This window comes from Bacillus haynesii (genome assembly GCF_014042035.1).
GTDB classification, from domain to species: Bacteria; Bacillota; Bacilli; order Bacillales; family Bacillaceae; genus Bacillus; species Bacillus haynesii.
On sequence record NZ_CP059494.1, the window covers coordinates 3,842,098 to 3,864,797 of the forward strand.

General features: G+C 48.7%; 19 protein-coding genes. 17 read left to right on the forward strand and 2 right to left on the reverse strand.

The features are described from left to right. The first annotated feature begins 3 nt into the window (after positions 1-3). From uxaC to H2R00_RS18995, 6 genes are all read left to right on the forward strand, one after another. Positions 4-1,425, forward strand: coding sequence for a glucuronate isomerase (gene uxaC / locus H2R00_RS18970; RefSeq protein ID WP_182070072.1), 1,422 nt, complete (start codon positions 4-6; stop codon positions 1,423-1,425). Positions 1,426-1,460: 35 nt separating this feature from the next. Next, positions 1,461-2,849 carry a glycoside-pentoside-hexuronide (GPH):cation symporter gene (locus H2R00_RS18975; protein WP_154995214.1) on the forward strand — a complete coding sequence of 463 codons (1,389 nt, stop codon included), beginning with the start codon at positions 1,461-1,463 and terminating at the stop codon, positions 2,847-2,849. A gap of 80 nt (positions 2,850-2,929) precedes the next feature. Continuing rightward, positions 2,930-3,928, forward strand: coding sequence for a LacI family DNA-binding transcriptional regulator (locus H2R00_RS18980; protein WP_154995212.1), 999 nt, complete (start codon positions 2,930-2,932; stop codon positions 3,926-3,928). A 57-nt stretch (positions 3,929-3,985) separates the two neighbouring features. Continuing rightward, positions 3,986-5,449: a tagaturonate reductase gene (locus tag H2R00_RS18985; protein WP_182070073.1), complete on the forward strand. Its 1,464-nt coding sequence runs from the start codon at positions 3,986-3,988 to the stop codon at positions 5,447-5,449. Continuing rightward, the gene (locus H2R00_RS18990; protein ID WP_182070074.1) at positions 5,449-6,939 is read left to right on the forward strand and encodes a UxaA family hydrolase; all 1,491 of its coding nucleotides are present in this window, start codon (positions 5,449-5,451) and stop codon (positions 6,937-6,939) included. Before H2R00_RS18985 ends, H2R00_RS18990 begins: the two co-directional genes overlap by 1 nt. Before the next feature lie 13 nt (positions 6,940-6,952). Further along, positions 6,953-8,263, forward strand: a complete 1,311-nt coding sequence (locus H2R00_RS18995; protein WP_154995206.1) for a glycoside hydrolase family 28 protein — start codon at positions 6,953-6,955, stop codon at positions 8,261-8,263. A 34-nt stretch (positions 8,264-8,297) separates the two neighbouring features. Here H2R00_RS18995 and H2R00_RS19000 read toward each other — a convergent pair whose 3' ends face one another. Beyond that, positions 8,298-9,089, reverse strand: a complete 792-nt coding sequence (locus H2R00_RS19000) for an SDR family NAD(P)-dependent oxidoreductase (protein WP_182070075.1) — start codon at positions 9,087-9,089, stop codon at positions 8,298-8,300. 97 nt (positions 9,090-9,186) lie between these two features. Continuing rightward, positions 9,187-9,867, reverse strand: coding sequence for a GntR family transcriptional regulator (locus tag H2R00_RS19005; RefSeq protein WP_154995202.1), 681 nt, complete (start codon positions 9,865-9,867; stop codon positions 9,187-9,189). 139 nt (positions 9,868-10,006) lie between these two features. On the opposite strand from H2R00_RS19005, the gene H2R00_RS21400 reads away from it, so the two are divergent. The 11 genes from H2R00_RS21400 to pdxA all read left to right on the forward strand — a co-directional run bounded on the left by H2R00_RS21400 (position 10,007) and on the right by pdxA (position 22,695). Further along, positions 10,007-10,135 carry a hypothetical protein gene (locus tag H2R00_RS21400; RefSeq protein WP_261763380.1) on the forward strand — a complete coding sequence of 43 codons (129 nt, stop codon included), beginning with the start codon at positions 10,007-10,009 and terminating at the stop codon, positions 10,133-10,135. 110 nt (positions 10,136-10,245) lie between these two features. Continuing rightward, the gene (locus tag H2R00_RS19010; RefSeq protein ID WP_182070076.1) at positions 10,246-11,196 is read left to right on the forward strand and encodes an ABC transporter substrate-binding protein; all 951 of its coding nucleotides are present in this window, start codon (positions 10,246-10,248) and stop codon (positions 11,194-11,196) included. Continuing rightward, a complete protein-coding gene (locus tag H2R00_RS19015; protein ID WP_154995198.1) occupies positions 11,159-12,223 on the forward strand; it encodes a FecCD family ABC transporter permease in 1,065 nt (354 codons plus the stop codon). Before H2R00_RS19010 ends, H2R00_RS19015 begins: the two co-directional genes overlap by 38 nt. Then, positions 12,216-13,499 (forward strand): ABC transporter ATP-binding protein, encoded by a 1,284-nt coding sequence (locus tag H2R00_RS19020; RefSeq protein ID WP_182070077.1) that lies wholly within the window; start codon positions 12,216-12,218, stop codon positions 13,497-13,499. The genes H2R00_RS19015 and H2R00_RS19020 overlap by 8 nt, the downstream gene beginning before the upstream one ends. Before the next feature lie 187 nt (positions 13,500-13,686). Further along, the gene (gene dapA / locus H2R00_RS19025; protein ID WP_182070078.1) at positions 13,687-14,589 is read left to right on the forward strand and encodes a 4-hydroxy-tetrahydrodipicolinate synthase; all 903 of its coding nucleotides are present in this window, start codon (positions 13,687-13,689) and stop codon (positions 14,587-14,589) included. Between the two features lie 4 nt (positions 14,590-14,593). Beyond that, positions 14,594-15,763, forward strand: a complete 1,170-nt coding sequence (locus H2R00_RS19030; RefSeq protein ID WP_182070079.1) for an iron-containing alcohol dehydrogenase — start codon at positions 14,594-14,596, stop codon at positions 15,761-15,763. 69 nt (positions 15,764-15,832) lie between these two features. Beyond that, positions 15,833-17,236 carry a sodium:solute symporter family protein gene (locus tag H2R00_RS19035; RefSeq protein ID WP_182070080.1) on the forward strand — a complete coding sequence of 468 codons (1,404 nt, stop codon included), beginning with the start codon at positions 15,833-15,835 and terminating at the stop codon, positions 17,234-17,236. Beyond that, entirely contained in the window at positions 17,236-18,414 is a 1,179-nt protein-coding gene (locus H2R00_RS19040) for a sialidase family protein (RefSeq protein ID WP_182070081.1), read from the forward strand. The genes H2R00_RS19035 and H2R00_RS19040 overlap by 1 nt, the downstream gene beginning before the upstream one ends. Positions 18,415-18,566: 152 nt before the next feature. Beyond that, positions 18,567-20,351: a sigma-54-dependent Fis family transcriptional regulator gene (locus H2R00_RS19045; RefSeq protein WP_182070082.1), complete on the forward strand. Its 1,785-nt coding sequence runs from the start codon at positions 18,567-18,569 to the stop codon at positions 20,349-20,351. A gap of 20 nt (positions 20,352-20,371) precedes the next feature. Continuing rightward, the gene (locus H2R00_RS19050) at positions 20,372-21,712 is read left to right on the forward strand and encodes a four-carbon acid sugar kinase family protein (RefSeq protein ID WP_182070083.1); all 1,341 of its coding nucleotides are present in this window, start codon (positions 20,372-20,374) and stop codon (positions 21,710-21,712) included. After that, complete coding sequence (gene pdxA, locus H2R00_RS19055) at positions 21,688-22,695, forward strand: 4-hydroxythreonine-4-phosphate dehydrogenase PdxA (RefSeq protein WP_154998307.1); 1,008 nt, start codon at positions 21,688-21,690, stop codon at positions 22,693-22,695. Before H2R00_RS19050 ends, pdxA begins: the two co-directional genes overlap by 25 nt. Positions 22,696-22,700: the final 5 nt, after the last annotated feature.

Here is a 22,700-nt window from a genome sequence, read left to right on the forward strand (position 1 = left end):
TCTGTGAAGCCGTTTTTGAATGACGATTTTCTTTTAACGAATGAAACGTCGAAAGTGTTGTACCACCATTATGCAAAAGGGATGCCGATCATCGACTACCACTGCCACTTGAGTCCGAAGGAGATTTACGAAAACAAAACGTTTAAAAACCTGACCGAAGCATGGTTGTACGGCGATCATTACAAATGGAGAGCAATGCGGGCCAATGGAATATCCGAAGAGTTTATTACAGGAGATGCGTCAGATGAAGAGAAATTCAGCGCCTGGGCAAGAACGGTTCCGATGACGATTGGAAACCCGCTCTATCATTGGACCCATTTGGAGCTGAGTAGGTTTTTCGGCATCGATGAACGGCTTGATGAAAAGAGCGCGCCGCATATTTGGGAACGGGTTAACGAACAGCTGGCCGGAGAAGGATTCGGCGCCAGAGACTTAATCGAAAAATCAAACGTTGAAACGGTTGTCACGACAGATGACCCGGCAGACAGTCTTGAATATCATGTAAAGTTGAAAGATGAAGGCTTTAATGTAAGCGTTTTACCCGGATTTAGGCCAGACAAGGCGCTGGAAATCAATCAAGAAGGCTTTGCCTCCTGGGTGAGCAAGCTTGAAACAGCAAGCGGCATGAAGATAGCAAATTATGACGATTTTTTGAAAGCGCTTAAAAACAGAATTGACTTTTTCCATGAAGCAGGCGGACGGATATCGGATCATGCCATTAATCAAATGATGTACACGGAAACAGATGAAAGCGAAGTGCACCCGATTTTTGCAAAGGTGATGAACGGGGAAAGCGCCTCGCCTGAGGAAGAGTGCAAATTCAAATCCTTTACCCTGAACTTTTTGGGAACATGCTATGCAGAGAAGGGCTGGGCGATGCAGCTCCACATTAACGCCCTCCGCAACAACAGCAGCAAAATGTACCGGAAGCTCGGGCCTGATACGGGATATGATGCGATTAATGATCAGGACATCGCAAAGCCTTTGTGCAGCTTCCTCGATTCTCTTGACCGAAAAGATGCGCTGCCAAAAACGATCTTGTATTCTTTAAATCCGCGAGACAATGTCGTGATTTCAAGCCTTTGCGGAAGCTTCCAGGACGGCCGGATACCGGGGAAAATCCAGCACGGTACCGCCTGGTGGTTCAACGATACGAAAGACGGCATGCTCGAACAGATGAAATCGCTCGCCAACATCGGACTATTGAGCCGTTTTATCGGTATGCTGACTGATTCGCGCAGCTTTCTTTCCTACACAAGACACGAATATTTCAGGCGCCTGCTCTGCGATGTCATCGGCACATGGGTTGAAAACGGCGAAGCACCGGATGATATCGAGCTGCTGGGCCGGATCGTCAAAGGGATCTGCTACGAAAATGCAAAACACTATTTCCAGTTTGAAGTGAAAGATCGTTTGAAAGCTTAGAATCACAAAATGGCTAGCAGAGGAGCTGCTTTTTCATGGAAATATCGACGAACAAACAAACCGAAACAGTCGCCGTCACTCAAGAGAAATTAAGTTTAAAAGAAAAGGTTTCTTACGGTTTTGGAGATTTTGGGAACGGATTTATGTTTGACCTTGGACAGCTCTATCTTCTGAAGTTTTTTACGGATGTTGCCGGCATTCCGGCGGCGGCAGCCGGAGGCATTTTTCTTGTGAGCAAACTTTTTGCCGCTTTTGTCGATCCGATTGTGGGAACATCGATCGACTACAGGAAGAATATCGGCCCGAAAGGTAAATTCAGGCCGTATCTGCTATACGGAAGCTTTGTGCTCGCGATTTTGACGATATTGACCTTCATCTCGCCGAATCTGTCACCGACGGGCAAACTCATATACGCTTATGCGTCATACATGCTTTGGGGTCTCGGCTATTCCTTTGTCAACATCCCTTACGGCTCGCTCGGGGCGGCCATGACGCAAAACTCGGTGGAACGAACTTCACTTGCTTCCTTTCGACAGGCCGGCTCACTGGGCGCCCTGTTTGTGACGAGCATCGTTGTCATCCCGATGATTGTCAGGTTTGACAACCCTGCGGTTGCTTATCCGGTCGTCATGGGACTGATGTCTTTTCTAGGTGTGTTGTTTTTCTACATTTGCTACAGGAACTGTCAGGAACGGATTGTCGTAAAAGATGAGAAGTACAAACAGGAAAAAGTGACATTCAAAGCGATATCAAAGACGTTTTTTACGAACAAACCGCTCCTTACGCTTATATTCATGACAATTTTCACGATTTCAGCCTATAACCTTAAATCCGCGATGCTGATTTACTTCGCGCAGTATAACCTCGGCAACGCCGAACTGATGGCTTACATGAATTTTATCATCATCGGCTCATCCTTTATCGGCGTCATCATGCTGCCGAAGCTCGTGAAGCTGTTCGGGAAAAAGCATACCGCCATTTTGGGGCTCGCGGTTTCCGTCTGTGCTGATCTGATTAATTTTTTCGTGCCGGGCAATGTCTTTGTTTTTACGATTCTCGCAAGCATCGCCTTTATCGGCATCAGCATTCCGAACGGAATCACCTGGGCATTCGTATCAGATGCGATCGATTACGGCGAGTGGAGAACAGGGGAACGGAAAGAAGGAACGGTATATTCGCTGTTTAACTTCTCGAGAAAGCTGGCTCAGTCGCTCTCCGGCTTCCTGTCAGGGATCGGTCTCAGCATCATCGGCTATGTGCCGAATGCGGCCCAAAAAGCGGGGACGCTGCTCGGCATTAAAGCGATTCTCCTTTTGTATCCGGCAGCGGCGCTGACGGCGGCCATTCTCGTTCTCGGCTATCTGTACCGTTTGACAGACCAGAAGCACGCCGAAATGATCGCGGAAATCGAAGCGAGATCATAGCGGAATTTCACTTTCTAAAAAGCGCTTTTGATATGGTAAACTGATGGTAACAACAGCAGGAAAAGGCGGGTAAAAAAACAATGTCAGTAACGATTAAAGATATCGCCAGGCTGGCGAATGTATCGCACACCACAGTATCCAGAGCGCTGAACAACAGTCCGCTAATAAAAGAGAACACGAAAAAGAAAATACTCGACATCGCAGCCGAAATGAATTATAAACCGAATTTTAATGCGAAAAGCCTTGTCACGCAAAAGTCTTTTACGATCGGCCTGTTTTTAACAAGCCTGACAGACGGGACGTCTTCCAGTTTCTTTGCAGACATCCTGCGCGGCGTCAACAAGGTGATCGATGAAAACTATAATATGGTTGTCAGAGGGATCGACGATTATCATGATTTGTCATCCATTCACCGCAACCGCTATGACGGCATGATTTTAATCAGCCAAAGCGAACAGGATCAGGCTTTTATTGAGCATGTCCTCAAACAGAATATTCCGGTCGTCGTGCTGAACAGAAAAATCGAAGGGCACTCCGTCGTCAATATTTTGGCGAATGAACACGAGGGCGCTTTCCTCGCTGCTTCATACTTGATTAAAAACGGCCACAGACGGATCGCCATGGTGCAGGGGAAAGAAGGTTTTAAATCCTCTCAAGAAAGGAAAGGAGGATTTCTTCGCGCGCTTCGCGACTCTAACCTTGACATGCCCGGCGAATACCTCGTTCAAGGCGATTATACGATGCAAAGCGGTTTTCGCGCGGCTGAAACGCTGCTAAAGCTGAAGAACCCTCCGACAGCCCTGTTTTGCGCCAATGATGATATGGCGATCGGCGCGATGAACGCCCTTTATGCAAACGGGAAACGCTGTCCTGACGATATGTCGATTATCGGCTTTGACGATAGCGGATTTTCGGCGTATACGACACCGTCATTGACGACGGTAAAAAAGCCGACGGAAAAAATCAGCATGCTTGGTGCGGACAGCCTGTTGTCACTGATCGAAAACCCGCAGGCAGAAGGCAGGCAGACGCTGATCAGCACGGAGCTGATCATTCGCAATTCAGTTAAACATCTATAGCATCATTTTTGATGCGCTGCAAAATGTGAACGTGTGCAAAAATGAGGAGGGATTGAAATGGAGAGGCTGTCCAAACGGATAAGGTCTAAGCCGAGCCGCCCCGAAAGGATTTTGCAAATCGGGGAAGGAAACTTTATGAGGGGGTTTATTGACTGGCAGATTCATAGATTGAATGAAGAAACCGATTTTAACGGCAGCGCCGTCGTTGTGCCTCCGCGCCGCGGTTCTGTAACGGCCTTTCAAGAACAGGATGGACTTTACACGCTTTATCTTGAAGGTTTCCGGGAAGGGCGGGAGGTTCGCGATTCTGCTGTCATTACATCAATCAGCAGAGTCGTCAGCAGCTATGAGCACTATAATGAATTTATAGAGCTGGCCGATCTGCCGGATTTGCGGTTTGTATTTTCAAATACGACAGAGGCCGGCATCATTTATATCGAGGAAGACCGGCTGTCCGATCGTCCGCAGAAAAGCTATCCAGGGAAGCTGACTGCACTGTTATACAGACGATACCTGACTTTTCAGGGAAGCAGGGAAAAAGGGCTGGTGATCCTCCCGTGTGAGCTGCTTGAAGATAACGGGAAAAAACTGAAAGACATTGTGCTGCGCTATACAAACGCGTGGGCGCTTGAACAAGGGTTCATCGATTGGCTTGAAGAGGCAAACGTGTTTTGCAATACGCTTGTGGACAGGATCGTACCGGGCTTCCCGAAAGAAAACGCACACCGGCTTGAAGAGGCGGCCGGCTATCATGATTCCTTGATGGTGACGGCGGAGCCGTATCATTTGTTCGTGATTGAAGGGCCGAAATGGCTGCGAGACGAGCTCCCGCTTCATGAGGCGGGCCTGAATGTCGAGTTTGTCAAAGATGTGACGCCGTACAGGGTGAGAAAAGTGAGAATCTTAAACGGCGCCCATACCGCGATGACGCCGGTCGCTTATTTAGCAGGTCTTGAGACGGTTCGTGAAGCAGCTGAAGACGAGCTTATCGGATCATTTGTGAAAGAGCTGATCCAGCGGGAGGTACTCGAGACGATCGATATGCCCGGCAGTGAGCTTGACGCCTATGTGGAAGAGATTCTCGACCGCTTTAAAAACCCGTTTATCCGTCACAAGCTTATCGATATTTCCTTAAATTCCTTTGCAAAATTCAAAGTCAGAAATTTGCCCGTCTTAATGGAATATGCGGAACGAACAGGCAAACTTCCGGCTCGAACCGTATTTGCTTTAAGCGCTTTAATTTATTTTTATCAAGGAAGACGGGAAGATGAGGCCATACCGCTGTCTGACGACGATGAGGTGCTGGCTTTCCTCAAACGGCTCTGGACAGAAGAGACAGACGTTTCGAACATCGCATTCCATGTTCTCGGGTTTGAAAAAGTGTGGGGGCAAAACCTGAACGACATGCCCGGATTGACGGACAAGACGGCTGAATATTTAAGGGACATGAAACAAACGGGAATGTGGAAGGCACTGAAAAAAATGATGAACAGCCAAATGGCTGAGCTGGGGGACATGTGATGAAAGACTGCTTGATGATCAATCCTCAAGATAATGTCGGCATTGCGTTAAGAGAATTGCAGACCGGTGAAACGATCTCTGTCGGAGAACGGATCATCGTGATCAAGGAACCGATTTTGAAAGGCCATAAGTTTGCTTTAAAAGACATCGTTGAAAATGAAGACGTCATCAAATACGGCTTTCCGATCGGGCACGCCACTGAAATGATTCAGACGGGAGAGTGGGTGCACACGAAAAATGTGAAAACGAATTTGGGCGGTGTCGAAGAGTACAGCTACAAGCCGAAGTTTACGGAAAACCGCTATCAAAAAGAACCGCTCACATTTAAAGGCTTTAAACGAAAAAACGGAAAAACGGGGATTAGAAACGAGCTATGGATCGTGCCGACCGTCGGCTGTGTAAATGGCATTGCAGAGCTGATCATCAAAGAATTTAAGGCTGAGGTCGGCTCCATCGCCCCTTTTGAAAGCGTTCACGTATTAAAGCATCAGTACGGCTGTTCACAGCTTGGCGACGATCATATCAACACGAGAACGATTTTGGCGAATGCCGTCAAACACCCGAATGCAGGCGGTGTCCTTGTGCTGGGACTCGGCTGTGAAAACAACAGCATTCACGAATTCCGCGAAGCGCTCGGCGATTACGATCACAGCCGGGTCAAGTTTCTGCTTTCCCAAGAGGTATCAGACGAAGTCACGGAAGGCGTCAAACTGTTGAAAGAAATTTATGAGCATGCAAAAGGTGACCGGCGGGAAGATGTTCCGCTTTCTGAACTGACAATCGGTTTGAAGTGTGGCGGATCTGATGGATTTTCCGGCATTACCGCGAATCCGCTGCTCGGCCGGCTCTCCGATTTTCTGATCGCCCAAGGGGGAACGGCGGTTTTGACAGAAGTGCCTGAAATGTTTGGGGCGGAAACGCTTTTGATGGAACGAGCTGAAAATGAGGAAGTGTTTCATAAAATCGTCCGCTTAATCAACGATTTTAAACAATACTTTATCGATCACAAGCAGCCCGTCTATGAAAACCCGTCTCCGGGCAACAAAGCGGGCGGCATTACGACATTGGAGGATAAATCGCTCGGCTGTACACAAAAAGCCGGCACCTCAAAGGTGACGGATGTCCTTGAATACGGGGATGTTTTGAAAAAGAAAGGGCTGAACCTGCTGAGTGCTCCGGGAAATGACCTTGTTGCTTCATCCGCACTGGCTGCTGCAGGGTGTCAAATCGTTCTATTTACGACAGGTCGGGGCACACCTTTTGGCACCTTTGTGCCGACGATGAAAATTTCGACAAATACAGCGATTTATGAGGCGAAGCGCCATTGGATCGATTTTAATGCGGGAAGGGTGCTCGAAGACCGATCAGAAGATGACGTTTTGAAGGAGCTGACAGCATATTTGATCGAAGTCGCGGGCGGCAGGCAGCTGAACAATGAGATAAACGATTTCAGGGAGCTTGCGATATTTAAAACAGGCGTCACATTGTAAAGGGGGAGGTAACGTGAGTCTGCAGAAAATAAAAGACGAGATTCTAAAGAAGCTGAAGGTTCCGGTATTTCCTAATCGCTCATTTGATGTTACAGCGTTTGGGGCTGACGAAAGTGGAAAAAACGATTCGACGGAAGCGATACAGAAGGCGATTGATCAAGCCCACCAAGCCGGCGGTGGAAGAGTAGCGGTTCGTGAAGGCGTGTTTATTTCCGGTGCGCTCAGACTGAAAAGCAATGTGGAGCTTCATATTGCACAAGGAGCGGTGATCAAATTCAGTCAGAACCCTGAAGATTATCTCCCCGTTGTGCTGACGAGGTTTGAAGGAGTCGAGCTCTATAATTATTCACCGCTCATCTACGCTTATGAAGCTGAAAATATTGCGATAACCGGAAAGGGCACGCTTGACGGCCAAGGAGATGACGACCATTGGTGGCCGTGGAAAAGGGGAACGAACGGCCAGCCTTCACAGGAAAAAGACCGGAATGCTTTGTTTGAAATGGCTGAGCGCGGTGTCCCAGTCACTGAGCGGCAGTTTGGAAAAGGGCATTATTTGCGGCCGAATTTCATTCAGCCGTATCGCTGCAAACATATATTGATTCAAGGTGTCACCGTGCTGAATTCGCCGATGTGGCAAGTTCATCCTGTGCTTTGCGAGAATGTGACAGTGGACGGCATCAAGGTCATCGGACACGGCCCGAATACCGACGGAGTCAACCCGGAATCGTGTAAAAACGTGGTGATCAAGGGCTGCCATTTTGATAATGGAGACGACTGCATCGCCGTCAAATCGGGAAGAAATGCCGATGGCCGAAGGATCAACATTCCGTCAGAAAACATCGTCATTGAACATAACGAAATGAAAGACGGGCACGGAGGGGTCACGATCGGAAGCGAAATTTCCGGCGGCGTGAAGAACGTCATCGCAGAGGGCAACCTTATGGACAGCCCGAACTTGGACCGAGCCCTCCGCATTAAAACAAATTCAGTGCGCGGCGGCGTTCTTGAAAACATCTACTTTCACAAAAATACGGTCAAAAGCTTGAAGCGTGAAGTGATCGCCATCGATATGGAATACGAAGAAGGAGATGCCGGAGATTTCAAGCCAGTCGTCCGCACCGTTGATGTTAAGCAGCTGAAAAGCAAGGGCGGACAATATGGGATCAGGGTGCTGGCATACGACCATTCTCCGGTCACCGGACTGAAAGTGGCTGATTCCGAGATCGACGGCGTCGATGTTCCGATGGAACTGAAACATGTGAAAGACCCTGTTTTTTCGAATCTGTATATTAACGGAAAACGCTATGACTCACACGAATCATAAACAAAAATCCTCTGCCGATCGGCAGAGGGTTTTGTTAAATGGAGCGGATAATTCCGCCTTCCACTCTTTGAGCGGAACCGTTGATGGCCGCAGCTTTTTCGGAAGCGAGATAGACGATCGTACTCGCCACTTCTTCCGGTTTTGCATAGCGCTGAATCAAAGAAGTCGGCTCATTCACTTTGAAATAATCTTTGACAAAAGTGTCTAAATCGGTTTTCTCCTGAGCTGCGGCTCCCTCCATATAATTGGCGACGCCTTCCGTCCAGGTAGGTCCCGGAAGGACGGAGTTGACCGTCACATTTGTCCCTCTCGTCATTTCGGCCAAACCTCTTGATAAACTGATCAGAGCGGTTTTTGTCATCGAATAAGGGATCATGTGGGGAAGCGGTTTGATGCCGGCTTCGCTTGCCAAATTGAGAATCCTCCCCTTATTCCGCTTCAGCATGGCTGGCAAAAACGCGCGGCAAAGCCTAACAGCGCTTAGAACGTTTACTTCAAAATAGTTGAGCCACTCTTCGTCTGTCACCTCTGTAAAATCCTTCACTTCAAAGAAGCCCATATTATTGACGAGGACATCAAGCTCCCCGATTTCAGCGGTTTTTTCGACCAGTGCCCTGCTTTCTTCAGGATCGGATAAATCAGCGGCAATTCCGTGAACATTTCCGTGCCGGGAAAGCTCATCAACGACCGACTGGACCTTTTCTTCTGTCCGTCCGTTTACGATGACCTCGGCGCCTTCCGCCAAAAAGGCTTCCGCCGTTGCTTTTCCAATACCAGCAGTAGAACCCGTTACGAGCACGAGTTTGTTTTTCAGCTTTAAATCCATATGCCATCAATCCTTGTTTCAGAGTTAAGATGAAAAAAACATCTAATAAACAGTATATCGCAGCTGGATACCGCGGTCGAAAATCGTGCTTGGCGCTTTATTGTTCCCTGCCTTTTAAAACTTTATGAATATCTTCCATCGGACGGAGCCAATTCCTTTTCATCACTTCAGCCGCCAATTTCGAATCGTTTTTTTCAAAAGCGGCGATGATTTCCCAATGCTCGGCGGCGGACTGCATTTTCGGAGCAGCCGGCCGATTGAAAAACACATACTTCATCCGTCTGACATGAAGCTGCAGCACGGCGGAAAATTGAAGAACATACGGGTTTTTAGCCGCTTCTGTAATCAAATGGTGGAACTGTTCGTCGAGTTCAGCAGCATCGTGATTCCGCTCCTCCTTAAACGCGGCTTCGTATTGAGCCGCGAGTTTTTTCAGCTCGGCAATCTCTTCTTCGGTCAAAAGCGGCGCGGCCAGTTCCGCCGCCAGAGCCTGAAGGTGTGCGAGCGGGGGATAGACGGCCAGCGCATCATCGGGATGAATGAGCGTGATCTTTGTTTCTTTTCCTGGCTTCATTTCTACAAAGCCCTGCGATTCCAAGAGCTGAAGCGCTTCTCTGACCGGTGTGCGGCTGACGCCGAGCGCTTCGGCCAGATCGACGTCCGTGACTTTTTCGCCGGGTTCAAGGGTTCCGTCAACAATCCAGCGCTGCAATTGGTGAAACGCTTTTTCCTTTGCTGAAAGTCTGACCTGAGGCGTATAGTTTTTCGGTATCGGCATAAAACCACCCTTTCTCTATATGCAATATATCGTAAATGATTTAGAAAAAACAACGTTTTCGGTTGAAAATCTCCTTTTCAGAATCTCATATACAGACCTGTGTCGATTATAGTATAATAATTCCGAAATTAGGATACGAATGAGTCAGAAAGGTGCTGCCGATCAGCAGCTTAAGAGGGGAAGCCGGCGAGAGCTCCGCGAGCAGTTCGGACAGGCCGGGAGCGATGAACCAAAAGCCGGAATAACCGCCTGGATGATGACCGCGTAATCTGCAAGGACAGATGCGGTATAAACGATGTGCACTTTTTTGTACGTTCTTGGTTTGCTGCATCTTTACTGAGTAGAGATGTTTTTATTTTATCCCGAGGAGGAAGCAGGATGAAGAAGTTAGGGCTTTTATTGCTGTCACTGCTGTTGGCCGCCGGCGTCCTTAGCGGCTGCGGTCAAGCGCAAAAACCGGCAGACCAGCAAAAACAGGAGAAGGCGGCTGAAGCGTTTCCGGTCACCATAAAAGATGCCTCAGGGCAAGAGGTCAAAATTGAAAAAGAACCGAAGAAAATCGTCTCTCTGATGCCGAGCAATACCGAAATTACATATGCCCTCGGCCTGGGAAAAAAAGTCGTCGGCGTGACGGATTTTGATACATATCCAAAAGAAGTGAAAAACGTTGAAAAAATCGGGGGCATGGAATTTAACACGGAAAAAATCATTTCGTTAAACCCCGATTTGGTTCTGGCCCACGCTTCCGGCATGCAGAGTGCCGAAGAAGGGCTGAAGCAGCTAAAAGGTGCAGGAATTACGGTGGTGACTGTAAATGATGCGGCCTCTTTTGAAGAGGCGTACCGGTCGATCGAAATGATCGGAAAGGCTGCCGGCGCAGAGGATCAAGCAGCGAGCCTGGTCAAGAGCATGAAATCTGACCTGGCTGACATAAAAGAAAAAGCTGCAGGCATATCTAAAGCCGGTCAAAAGAAAGTGTTTGTTGAAGTGTCTCCGGCTCCGGACATTTATACGACCGGAAAAGGCACCTTTATGGATGAAATGCTTGAAGCGATCCATGCGGAAAATGCCGCTTCCGCGCAGAAAGGCTGGGCCAAGATAACGGAAGAAGCGATCGTCAAGCTAAATCCCGATGCGATCGTGACGACAAACGGTGAATCCGCTGTCAGCGAAATTAAAAAACGAAGCGGCTGGAGCGGTATAAAAGCCGTCAAGAATAACGAAGTATACGACGTGGACCCTGACCTCGTGACCCGTCCGGGGCCGCGATTGATCAAAGGGGTCGAAGAGCTTGCTGAACATATTTACCCTGACGTTTTTAAGAAATAACCGCATCGCGGCATATGCCTTCAGCCTGATGTTTTTGTCGGCAGCTGTTCTTATGGGAATCTCTATCGGATCTTTGGAGATTCCCATTCCTTCTATTATCAAGGTTTTTTTGGACGAATGGTTTGGTATTCAAGGGTTAAATCCCGATCCGACGGAGGCGAACATCATCATGAAAATCAGGCTGCCGAGAGTGGTATTGGCCGCTCTTGTCGGCGCGGGTCTGGCTGCAGCGGGGGCCGGGTTTCAAGGGCTTTTGAAAAACCCGCTCGCAGATCCGTATACGCTCGGCATTTCGTCAGGCGCAGCCGTCGGTGCAGTGGTCACGTTGTTTTTTGGGATTCAGCTGCCGGTGATCGGAAGTTTTACATTGCCGTTTTTAAGCGTTGCCGCGGCTGTTGTCGTGATTTTTTTGGTTTTGTTCTTTGCGCGGCTCGTACACCCTTCGTTGACCTTGTCCGCTTTGATTTTAACAGGGATCATCTTCAGTTCGTTTTTGGGTGCGCTTATTTCTCTCATGATCGCTTTGACCGGCGATGATTTAAAACCGATCGTCCACTGGCTGCTCGGCAGCGTATCGATGAGGGGCTGGGGCTATGTCGCATTGTTTCTGCCCTTTTTTGCTGCGGGCGCTGCCGCGCTTTTGATCAGCGGGAGAGAACTGAATGTGATGACGTATGGCGAGGAAAAAGCGAGACTCCTCGGCGTGAATGTGAAGCGCAGTAAATATGTCGTTTTGTTGGCGGGAGCTATTTTAACTGGCAGTGCGGTTGCTGTGTCTGGAACCATTGGCTTTGTCGGCCTCGTCATTCCGCATTTTATCCGGCTTCTGTCGATTACGGATCACCGTCATCTTGTGCCGCTCTCGATGCTGAACGGCGCTTCGTTCCTTGTGCTGTCAGATCTTTTGTCGAGAACCATCATTGAGCCGTCCGAGCTGCCGATCGGCATTATTACTGCATTGGTAGGAGCACCTGTTTTCGGCTTTATTTTGATTCGGCGCTACAGGGGAGGGCGAGTTCATGATTGATGTCATCCGTGTGTCCGGCGGCTATGGAAAAACGGATGTCTTACAGGACATCAGCTTTGCTGTAAAGCCGGGTGAATTTTTAGGAATTCTTGGTCCGAACGGCAGCGGAAAAACGACTTTGCTGAAAATGTTGTCGGGAACAATTCCCCCTCGAAGCGGCGAGGTGCTGCTTGAATGCCGTTCAGTCGGGGCGTACGAAACGAAGGAGCTCGCTCGCAAAATGGCGGTCCTTCCTCAAAAAACGGAGCAGGCCTTTTCCTTTACAGTGGAGGAAACGGTACAGTTTGGCCGCTACGCGTATCAATCAGGCCTTTTTCGGCAGCTGACAGCGGAAGACCATGATATCGTGAAGAGGGTGATGAAGCAGACAGACACACTTCGCTTCGCCCAGAAATCCATTCATGAGCTGAGCGGTGGAGAGCAGCAGCGGGTGTATTTAGCGCAGGCACTTGCCCAGGAACCCGAATATTTGCTGCTTGATGAACCGACGAGTTTTCTCGATTTGTCATTTCAAAAAAGTCTGCTTGATTTAATGAAACAAGAAACGGCTGCATCCAAACTCGCAGTGGTCGGGGTGTTTCATGATGTGAATATTGCGAGTTTATACTGTGACCGCCTGCTGTTGTTGAAAGATGGAAAAGCGGAAGTTCTTGACCGCCCGGAAGCTGCCCTTTCTGCCGAGCGTATCGGACGAGTGTATGATACGGGTATCACAGCGCTGGACCATCCTCAGCGTGAAAATCCGCAGTTTACGATCAAGGCGAAAACCATCCCGCAGAAAACCGAGCCTCTCTTTTTAAAAGAGCGAATTGAACTATATTTGCCGCACGGCATCGCATTTTTGGCAGACCGCCCGCTCCGTCTTCTGTCCTCTGAAGGGGGCTTTGCTTGGAGACGAAAACTTGTTTTCGTAAGCGAAAATAACTCTGGATGGCCGCATGACCTGTCAGCCTTTGAAGATGAAACGCTGTTTATCCAACATGATGCTGAATTGGCTGACTGTCATATTGTGTCGGAAAGCGGTGATCTTTGCATCGTCGGTATGAAAGATACGGTGGGGCGTTTGATCATGTGGGTGTTAGTTGACGGCTGTTTGCAAGATGGTCAATTTGTGAAGGCGATAAACGCTGCAGCAAATGCCGCAGCCCAGCACCATGTGCTGTGCAGTGATGTGCTTGTAGCGGCCACTCAATCTGGCCGGGCAGCGGATCAAACCGCTTTTTTGACACAAATTCAAAATAAAACAGCGGCTTGTGTGAAAGCTTTAAAAGATTAATTTGACCTGTCTTTGGACAGGTTTTTTTATTGTTTTAAAACGCATCAGCTGAAGGTAAGATTTTATTCTTTTATCCCAAATCTAAAAAATGTGTTGCTTAATGAATCATAACACCTTTATAATAAAGTTTGTGAAAGCGTTTTACTATTTTTCTGTTTAAAAATGCAACAGAGGGGAGCGAAGCCACTTGAAAGTAGAGGGAATTATCCCTGCCATACTGACACCGCTTACAAAAGAACAGGCTTTTCATCCGGGTGCAGCAGAAAAGCTGGTGAATCATTTAATTGATTCAGGCGTCCATGGCATTTTTGCTTTAGGAACAAATGGCGAATTTCATTTATTTTCGCAAGAGGAAAAGCTTCAAATTGCCGAAACAGTTGTAAAAGCGGTTAATAAACGAGTGCCGGTTTTCATCGGAGCTGGAGAAAACAGTACTGAGGCGACCATTTCCTTATCCAATCAAATGGCGGATATCGGAGCGGATGTTCTTTCGATTATTACGCCATACTTTGTCGCACCTTCACAGGAGGAATTGTATCAGCATTTCCGGACGATTTCTGAAAATGTCGCGCTTCCTGTCCTGCTCTACAACATTCCGGCGAGAACAGGCGTATCATTGGAGCCCGAAACGGTTGAAAGGCTGGCGGCATTGCCGAACATCATCGGCATTAAGGACAGCAGCGGCAGCTTCGCCAATATTAAGGCGTATCTTGAGCGTACAAAGGAACAGTCCTTTTCCGTCCTGGCAGGAACCGATTCATTGATTTTGGACACATTGAAGGCGGGTGGAACAGGAGCTGTAGCTGCCACAGCCAATGTGCTTCCGCAAACCGTTGTTTCAATCTATGAATCTTTTAAACAAGGAAACATTGAAGAGAGCGAGCATTATCAACAGCAACTGCAGCCGCTTCGTGATACGTTTTCATTCGGTTCACTGCCGGCGCCGCTAAAAAAAGCAGCGGAGCTTGCCGGCATCGACGTCGGACCGCCTAAAAGTCCGATTGCAGAGCTGTCGGGAGAGCAGTTACTAAAAGTGAAAAAGATGCTGGAAGGCTACGGAATTGTAGCAAAACTGGCAAAGGAGCAGTGAGGTTATGAAGACGCTTTATCATTTTCAAACGGCCGCCCGAATTGAGGCTGGTGCACATTCACTCAATTTGCTTGGTGATCACTTAGATCAGATCGGATTGAATCAGATTCGTTCGGTGTTTATTTTAACTCAGCCGTCGATCGTTTCTCTCGGCTATGCAAACCAAATCAAAGACATACTTGCCGAAAAAGGCATCTCAAGTGAAATCAACACGGATATACAGCCTGAACCGACGGAACAAAATATCGAAGAGGTTTTTCAGCTTTTTTCTAAAGGAGTCCATGACGCGATTTTAGGAATTGGCGGAGGCAGTGTGCTTGATGCGGCCAAAATCCTCTCTGTTCTGAAAACAAATGAAAAACCGATTTCAGCTTTGATTGGCACAAATCTCGTTGAAAAGCCCGGCGTTCCGCTTGTGCTGATTCCGACAACATCCGGAACAGGGTCAGAGGTGACGCCGAATGCGATTGTGACGTTCCCGGAGAAAGAATTAAAGATTGGTATGGTCAGTTCCTTTCTGCTGCCGTCGCTTGTAATTTTAGATCCGGTTTTGACGACCGGTCTTCCAAAGGCGATCACAGCTGCAACCGGAATGGATGCATTTACACACGCACTCGAATCCTATATTTCCAACAAAGCAAATCCATTCAGCGACATGTTTGCGCTTGAATCGATGAGACTGATTTCCTCCAGTATTCAGGAGGCCTACCATCATGGAGATAACCTGGAGGCGAGAGAAAAAATGCTCATTGGCGCCATGTATGGGGGAATGGCCTTGACAAGCGCAGGAACAGCGGCGGTTCATGCGATGGCTTATCCGCTCGGGGGGAAATACAAAATTTCGCACGGTGTAGCCAATTCAATGCTGCTTCCGCATGTAACGGCCTTTAATGCGGATCATGTGACTGACCGCCTTGCGGATGTGGCTGGCGTGATTGGAATCGAGTCAGAAGGTTCGAAGGCCAGCCAAGCAGAGCAGGTCATACGGAAAATTGAAGAGTGGACCGCCGATTTGGATATTCCGCAAAATTTGAAGACATTCGGGGTATCAATAGAGGATGTACCATCGCTTGCTGAGGCGGCAGCCGACGTCAAACGGCTCATGGATAACAATCCAAAGCCAATGTCCATTGCGGAGATTGAAGCTGTCTATTTGAAATTGCTGGATATGTAGGCTGCCGGGATCTGTATATGGTTTTCACCATGGGCCTGTAAGAGGCTCACAAACAAAGGGGGAGTTTGGGTGGATGTCTTAAGCGCTTCGGTCATAACGTTTATTTTGGCAGTGATTGTGGTTTACATTCTCTTTACGACATGGCTGACGATGCGGTTTCGCAGTAAATCCAGTTCGGAATTCAACAATGCTGCCAAAACGCTGCCGGCGATTGTTGTCGGCATTCTGCTGATGAGTGAATTCATCGGCACCAAATCGACAATCGGGACCGCTGAATCAGCTTATACACATGGTTTGGCAGCTTCATGGTCGATTGTAACGGTCTCGATTGCGTTTTTTATTTTTTCCTACTTCTTAGTAGGGAAATTTTATAAAACAGGCCAATATACGATCTCTGGGATTATTAGTGAAAAGTTTGGCCGTTCGACCAAGCTTGTCGTTTCTATTATTATGATTGGGGCCCTTTTACTTGTGAATCTTGGAAACTATTTAAGCGGATCGGCGGCCATTTCGTCTATTTTAGGTCTTCCGCTGATGACGTGTGCGATCATTACAGCGATTGTCAGTACCTTTTATTTTACGTTTGGCGGAATGAAAGGCGTTGCCTGGGTGACGATTCTGCATTCTCTTGTTAAATATGCGGGAGTTCTTATCACTTTAGGGGTTGCACTCTATTTGACAAAAGGCTGGGAGCCGATGACGCAGCAGTTGCCGGAGCATTTCTTCACTTGGGACGGCAGTATCGGATGGGGGACAATCGGCGCCTGGTTTATCGGCAACATGGGGGCGATTTTTGCGACTCAGTTTATTATACAGGCTATTACCTCATCGAAAAGTGAGAAAGATGCAAAGAAGTCGACACTGTATGCAGCGCTGCTTTGTCTGCCGCTTGCGATTGCCATTGGAGTCATCGGCGTTGCTGCACGGTATTTGTACCCGGATATTGATCCAATTTACGCATTCCCGGTGTTTATGCAGCACATGAATCCTGTGCTGAGCGCGGTTGTGGCGACATCCCTTGTGGCGTCTATTTTCGTTGGCGTTTCGACGGTTGCGCTGGCGACAACGACGCTGATCATTGATGACTTTTATGTACCGAAAGCAAAACCAACGCCGGAACAGCGCATGAAAATCACGAGATATGTTTCTATTATCGTCGGTTTTATTCCGCTGCTCGGGGTTGCGCTGGCACCGGAATTGTTAACGCTTTCTTTCTTTACGAGGGCGCTTCGGACATCAATTGCCGTTGTAGCGGCGATGGGCTTTTATTTGCCATATTTTAATTCAAACCGCGGAGCAACCATTGGCTTGGCGCTTTCCGGCATATCGACGACGGTATGGTATTTGTTGGACAATCCGTTTGGCATCGATAACATGTACATCGCCATCATTGTTCCGTTTATTGTGCTCGTATTAGACCGTCTGATCAGCTCACCTGCGAAAAAAGAGTCAAATGTGGAGGAGGAATTGTGATGAAACAAAGTGAAGTTTCCCTGCCGATAGATGGGCGCATCAGAGAAAATAAAACCGACTCGGCCAGAAAGGATGCGTTTTTGCCGACAGACTGCCCGCAAAACCATGCAGCCAACCTGCTGGAGCTGGATAATGGCGATCTGTTGTGCGTCTGGTTTGGTGGAACGCAGGAAGGCATCCCGGATATATCGGTTTTCATGTCAAGGCTTGAAAAAGGAAGCGGTGAGTGGACACAGGCAGAAAAGCTGTCAGATGATCCTTCCCGCTCCGAACAAAACCCTGTGCTTTTCCAAGAGCCTGACGGCCGGCTCTGGCTTATGTATACGGCGCAGCTTTCCGGCAATCAGGATACAGCGGTTGTCAGATACCGGACATCGGATGACAGAGGCCGGACATGGAGCGAGATTGGTACGTTGTTTGGCGAAGCCGGGACTTTTATCCGCCAGCCGCTCATTGTTCTGGATAACGGCGATTGGCTGCTGCCCGTCTTTTACTGCATCACTCTGCCGGGCGTGAAATGGACTGGAAACCGTGACATCAGCGCGGTGAAAATTTCATCTGATAAAGGCAAGTCGTGGGAGGAAGTGAAGGTGCCGGGCAGTACTGGTTGTGTTCATATGAATATTGAAAAACTGCAAGACGGCACATTGCTTGCGCTGTTTAGGAGCCGTTTTGCAGACTCGATTTATGTGAGCCGGTCTATTGATAACGGCCGCACCTGGTCAGAGCCCGAGCCGACCGAGCTGCCGAACAACAACTCTTCGATTCAATTTACAGCGCTTCAAGATGGGACGCTTGCTCTCGTATACAATCATATGAATGCGAATGAAACGACCGAAAGAAGAGCATCTCTATACGATGAAATTGAGGATGAGGATGATACAAGAACAGGTGTTGACACAGAAGCGCGTCCAGCCTTCTGGGGAGCGCCAAGGGCGCCGATGACATTGGCGCTTTCACGGGACGGCGGCATCACATGGCCTGTCAAAAGAAACATCGAAGTCGGCGATGGTTATGCGATGACGAACAACTCAAAAGACAAGCTTAACCGCGAGTTTTCCTATCCGTCGATCAAGCAGGGGAAAGATGGTGATCTGCATATTGCCTTTACGTACTACCGTCAGGCGATTAAATATGTACGTGTCCCGAAAACGTGGGCCTCAGCCGGCCAGGAATAAAGCCGTTTGAACGAGCGCGCGGCACTGGAATGAATTGTATCCCTATATCGCATCATTTATAATTTAAGTTCGAGGGGGCTGTCCCAATCGTTTGAACGGACTCCCTCACTGTCTCTTTGACCTGAGAGAGAATGAAAGAGGGGATCCATTTCATGAAAATTAAAGTGCTTGGCATTGCGCCGTATAAAGGCTTAGGGGATTTATTGACAGAGCTCGCGAAGGAAGAACAAGACATTCAATTTCAGCTGGAGGTCGGCGATTTGCGCTCCGGCGTTGCGATTGCAGAACAAGCTGAATCGCAGGGAATCGATATTATTATGAGCCGCGGCGGTACAGCCTCGCTCATTCAGCAACACGTGCACATCCCTGTCGTGGATATCCCTGTTTCCGGGTATGATCTGCTGCGGGCGCTGACGCTCATCAAAGATTATCAAGGAAAAACAGCCGTCGTCGGCTTTGAAAATATTACCCAAGGGGTTCGCACCATCAGCGAGCTTTTCGGAATAGAAGTTGATTTATATACGATTAAAGAAGAAATGGAAGTATGGGATCTGCTGAGGGACATTCAGCAGCAGGGAACACAAATTGTATTGGGAGACGTCATTACCGATAAAGCGGCAAAGGAGCTGGGTATGCAAAGCATGCTGATCACGTCCGGCCGTGAATCCGTTAAAGAAGCGTTTCACAGTGCAAAGCAAATGTACCGGCTCTTTAAGGAGGCATCCGAGGAGCAGCGGATGTTTAGAGAGATGATCGATCAGGAAGAAAAAGGGATGCTCGTTATTGGTGACAACAGCCGGATCCGCTTTGTGAACAAAACGGTGAAAAATTGGATTAATGAGGGGCTTCTTGAACCTATAGCACCTGCCGATGCCATCCATGAATGGTGGGAAGAGCTGGCTTTTGCCGTACAGTCAATAAGAGAGGGCAAACAAAGCGGGTATTTCCAATTAGAAACAGGAGAAGTTGTCTGGCATATGAAAGGCTCCCTTCTTTCAAAAGGGGAGCTGCTGATTGCCATTGAACAATCAGCGTCATTCTGCCGTGATCATCGGCATCTTGCATGGTCGCTTGCAGCGCCCGTACATTCACTGCAGCCATTTTCATCATTTACACAACAAAGCAGGTCCATGAGGGACACGGTTCAGCAAGCGCAGGCATTCAGCCAGACGCATAAACCTATTTTACTGTACGGAGAGGAAGGAACGGGTAAATCAGATCTCGCCTTTGCGATTCATCAAATGAGCCCTCGGCAGCAGCATACGTTTGTGACCATTCACTGCAGCAAGGTGAAAGAGTACGCATTGCTGAAAGACCTTCCGGCTGTTCAGCACGGGACGATTTTTCTTCGAAATGTCGAGCATCTGCCGCTCGAAGTCCAGCATGATCTCTTCGTGCAGTGGATGAAGCCGGATCAGCAAATCCGCTGGCTCGCCTCTTCATCTGCCGATTTATTTGAAGAAATGAAAGCAGGGCGATTTGACCCTGATTTATACAGCTGTTTACAAGGATTGACGCTCTATGTCCCGTCGTTATCAGAGAGGGTGGAAGACATGGAGGACATGAGCAGACTGTTTATTGCTGAATTTAATTCAGCTTATGGCACACAAGTGGTCGGACTTGCGCCTGAGGTGATGGACGCGTTTCACAAGCAGACATTTCGGGAGAATGTCCGGCAGTTTAAGCGATTACTTGAAGAGCTTGTGCTGACGGTAAAAAGCGGATATATCACATTGGCTGAAGCCGCACCGCAGCTTGACCGTCTGTCCAACGAGAACAAGGAAGAGAGCTTAAAAGGCTATTTGGAAGGAACGCTTGAGGACATCGAACGGCGCATCATTCAAGCGGTGCTGCAGGAGGAGAATATGAATCAATCCAAAGCGGCGAAGCGATTGAATATCAACCGCACCACCTTGTGGAGAAAACTGAAAGAATAGCATGAGACCGAGGTGTCGATATGACAAACGTACGATGCAAAAAAGGAGCGGACATCATCCGAAAAATATTGATTGTCGCTGACGATTTGACGGGTGCCAATGACACAGGCGTTCAGTTTGTTAAAGCCGGACTGAGCGCAGCTGTTCTTTTTGACCAGTCCGGTGCAAATCCAGTGGATATCAAAGAAGATGTCATGATTTTAGATACGGATACGCGCGGTGCGTCGCCGAGCGAGGCTTACAAAGAAGTCAGTTCAGCATCGCATCCGTTCGCACACCTTGAATCACACCTTTTTTTAAAGAAAATTGACTCCACATTAAGGGGAAACATCGGGGTCGAAATCAAAGCGCTGATGGATTTGGGGCGTTTTGATGCAGCGGTCATCGCCCCTGCTTTTCCTGATGCAAGGCGGATTACTGTGGATGGCGTGCATTATGTCAATGGGCTGCCTGTCCATGAAACTGAAGCAGCCATTGATCCGAAAACACCGGTTGCAGAATCACGGATCGCTGAATTGCTTTTCAGGCAGACGCAAATTCTGCCAAAAGCGGTAGGCATCGAAACGCTTCGCAAACCTGATGAACAAGTGCAGAAAGACCTTAAATCGTGGATAGCCCAAGGGCATGAATGGTTTGTCTGCGATGCAGAGACAAATGAGGATTTGCGCCGCATCGTGCAGGTGTTCATGAACAGCGGCCAGTCCATATTATGGGTCGGCGCTGCCGGACTGGCCGGTGCACTCGCCCCGCATGTCAGAAAGAAGCCGCTCAAGACAGACAGACGGAATGAGCCGGTGATGATCGTATCCGGCAGTGCATCGAACACAACAAATGGACAGCTCGCATATTTAAGAGGGCAGCAGGATCCCGTTGATGTGTGCATTAATCCGCTGAACGTATTAAATGGATGTGAAGCACGGGAGCAGAAGCGCGCGCTCGATCAAGTGCTGGCTCATCAAGGGAAAGATGTTCTGCTTTATACTGATGCGAAGCCGGAAACTGTGCAGCGCATCATCGCTTTTGGGAGAAGCCAAGGCCTTGACCGGCAGACTGTAGGCGAACGGCTCTCCCGTTTTCTTGGTGCAGTTACAACTGAAATCGTCAAGATGACAGGGTTAAAACGCCTCGTTTTGACAGGCGGAGACACAGCGCGTGCGATTTGCAACGAGCTTGGTGCAGACGGCATTCAGCTGCTTGGTGAAATTGAAGCGGGCATACCGCTCGGCAAGCTGCTCAACACAGATATATATGCGGTGACAAAGGCGGGCGCCTATGGTCAAATCAATTCTGTTCTAAGAGCCGTTGAGGTGCTGAGAAATTTAGAGGAGGAAGACAGATGGCAAAACCAATCATTGCGTTGACGATGGGGGATGCGGCAGGTGTCGGCCCGGAAATTATCATCAAGGCATTTGAGCAAAACAGTTTGCATGAAAACGGAACATTGTTTGTGATTGGGGATTACAGCATTTTAAACAGAGCGAAGACGTTCATTGGCTCAGACGCAGACATTGTAAAAATCAGCGAGCCGGAAGAGGCAGCTGATGTAAAGCCCGGCGTCATTCCTTGCCTGGACCTTCAGCTGCTGACAGATGATCTGAGAGTCGGCGAGGTGTCGGCTGAAGCGGGAAATGCAGCGTTCCGCTATCTTGAAACGGCGATTGCCCTTGCCAACGAGAAGCGGATTGACGGCATTTGCACAGCGCCTTTAAATAAAGAAGCCCTCCATAAAGCGGGGCACATGTACCCGGGCCATACCGAAATTTTAGCGGAATTGACGCAAACAAAGGACTATGCGATGATGCTGGCTGCACCGAACCTGAAAGTGGTCCATGTCACGACCCATGTCGGTCTGCTTGACGCCATTCATCTCATTGATGCGAAACGGGTGTACACGACAATTCAACTGGCGCATGACACGCTCATTCGCGCAGGTATTCCACAGCCTAAAATCGCCGTGTGCGGCATTAACCCTCACGCCGGTGAGAATGGTTTGTTTGGACATGGAGAAGAGGAAGAGAAAATTGTCCCTGCTGTTGAACGCGCACAAAGTGAAGGTATACAGGCATTCGGCCCGCTGCCCGCTGACACGCTTTTCTTCAGAGCAGTGAGAGGCGACTTTGATATAGTGGTGGCGATGTATCATGATCAAGGACACGGCCCGATTAAGGTGCTTGGCCTTGAAGCAGGTGTGAACATTACAGTCGGCCTGCCGATTATCCGTACGAGTGTTGACCACGGAACAGCCTTTGATATTGCGGGAACCGGCAAAGCCGATCCTGCCAGTTTAGAAGAAGCGGTGAGACAGGCGATCATGCTGTCCGGTACGCGTGAGCGGCTTGCATAAAAAAG

Excerpts from the sequence above, each read along its gene's own strand:
- H2R00_RS18975 (WP_154995214.1), top strand. The coding sequence starts at position 1,461 with ATGGAAATATCGACGAACAAACAAACCGAAACAGTCGCCGTCACTCAA.
- H2R00_RS18980 (WP_154995212.1), top strand. The coding sequence starts at position 2,930 with ATGTCAGTAACGATTAAAGATATCGCCAGGCTGGCGAATGTATCGCAC.
- H2R00_RS18985 (WP_182070073.1), top strand. The coding sequence starts at position 3,986 with ATGGAGAGGCTGTCCAAACGGATAAGGTCTAAGCCGAGCCGCCCCGAA.
- H2R00_RS18990 (WP_182070074.1), top strand. The coding sequence starts at position 5,449 with ATGAAAGACTGCTTGATGATCAATCCTCAAGATAATGTCGGCATTGCG.
- H2R00_RS19000 (WP_182070075.1), bottom strand. The coding sequence starts at position 9,089 with ATGGATTTAAAGCTGAAAAACAAACTCGTGCTCGTAACGGGTTCTACT.
- H2R00_RS19005 (WP_154995202.1), bottom strand. The coding sequence starts at position 9,867 with ATGCCGATACCGAAAAACTATACGCCTCAGGTCAGACTTTCAGCAAAG.
- H2R00_RS21400 (WP_261763380.1), top strand. The coding sequence starts at position 10,007 with ATGAGTCAGAAAGGTGCTGCCGATCAGCAGCTTAAGAGGGGAAGCCGG.
- H2R00_RS19010 (WP_182070076.1), top strand. The coding sequence starts at position 10,246 with ATGAAGAAGTTAGGGCTTTTATTGCTGTCACTGCTGTTGGCCGCCGGC.
- H2R00_RS19020 (WP_182070077.1), top strand. The coding sequence starts at position 12,216 with ATGATTGATGTCATCCGTGTGTCCGGCGGCTATGGAAAAACGGATGTC.
- H2R00_RS19030 (WP_182070079.1), top strand. The coding sequence starts at position 14,594 with ATGAAGACGCTTTATCATTTTCAAACGGCCGCCCGAATTGAGGCTGGT.
- H2R00_RS19040 (WP_182070081.1), top strand. The coding sequence starts at position 17,236 with ATGAAACAAAGTGAAGTTTCCCTGCCGATAGATGGGCGCATCAGAGAA.
- H2R00_RS19045 (WP_182070082.1), top strand. The coding sequence starts at position 18,567 with ATGAAAATTAAAGTGCTTGGCATTGCGCCGTATAAAGGCTTAGGGGAT.
- H2R00_RS19050 (WP_182070083.1), top strand. The coding sequence starts at position 20,372 with ATGACAAACGTACGATGCAAAAAAGGAGCGGACATCATCCGAAAAATA.
- pdxA (WP_154998307.1), top strand. The coding sequence starts at position 21,688 with ATGGCAAAACCAATCATTGCGTTGACGATGGGGGATGCGGCAGGTGTC.